Annotated in this window: 1 protein-coding gene; it reads left to right on the top strand. The window is 46.2% G+C overall.

Going from position 1 to position 327, the window contains the following annotated elements:
- Positions 1 to 327 (top strand): Ig-like domain-containing protein (locus tag V6E90_RS21620; RefSeq protein WP_332606421.1); only part of this gene is annotated, 327 nt, incomplete at both ends.

The following is a 327-nucleotide window of genomic DNA, read 5'->3' on the forward strand; positions in this document are numbered from 1 at the left end:
CGTGGAGTGTGAGTGTACCAGGCAGTGGTTTATTGGCAGATGGCGATAAGACCATCGATGCAAAAGTTACGTTTACAGATGCAGCAGGTAACAGCAGCAATGTAACGGACACTCAAGTTTATACAGTTGATACCACAGCTCCAGATGTTTCAGGTACAACACTGAACGTTGATCCAGTGACTGCGGATAATGTTATTAACGCGGCAGAATCGGCGGGGAACGTAACCTTAACAGGCACATTAACAGGTGTACCAGCAGATGCAGCGACTACTGTCGTAACTGTTGTTGTGAATGGGGTGACTTATACCGCAACAGTAAATTCAGCAA

This window comes from Acinetobacter sp. ESBL14 (assembly GCF_036668815.1).
GTDB lineage: Bacteria > Pseudomonadota > Gammaproteobacteria > Pseudomonadales > Moraxellaceae > Acinetobacter > Acinetobacter gyllenbergii.